This window comes from Psychrobacter sp. Rd 27.2 (assembly GCF_001921755.1).
GTDB lineage: Bacteria > Pseudomonadota > Gammaproteobacteria > Pseudomonadales > Moraxellaceae > Psychrobacter > Psychrobacter celer.
The window spans coordinates 1-450 of the sequence record NZ_MRYB01000079.1 but is presented as its reverse complement, the minus strand read 5'-3'; the positions used below and the strand labels follow the sequence as shown (position 1 = coordinate 450).

Genomic DNA, 450 nt, shown 5'->3' with positions numbered 1-450 from the left:
GAATAACAACTTGCTCACCCACCTTAGGCAAAAAGTGGCTAAATCCAAAGTGAATAGTAGCAACTCCTTCGGGAACCTTAGCACTATAAAGCTCGTCAACCTCACTACCAGTAGGTGCTAGATACTTAAAGTGAGCATCAAAAGCTTCTGACCAAGCCATCTGTTCAAAAGAAGTGTCTACTTCGTTACCAAGCTCGTCATATGCTTTGATTAGTAATAATGCTTTACGTTTACTTGCAGGGTCTATATCTAAGTACTCAACTAGGGCTTTGATATTGATATTATTGCCTGGCTTCACTGCCATCGGATACCATACTGGACTGTCTTGTGATAGCTCTAAGCTTTCAACCTGGTGTGTTGTAGGTATTTGAGGTTCTTCAGGTGTCTTAAAAGTCTCATTACTTCCTTTAGGGTAAATAGAAAGATCACGAATAACAACTTGCTCACCCA

1 protein-coding gene is annotated in these 450 nt (G+C 40.4%); it reads right to left on the bottom strand.

Going from position 1 to position 450, the window contains the following annotated elements; translation table 11 throughout:
- The coding region (locus BTV99_RS13530) for a hypothetical protein (RefSeq protein ID WP_178377975.1) at nt 1–450 on the bottom strand (450 nt) is incomplete at both ends.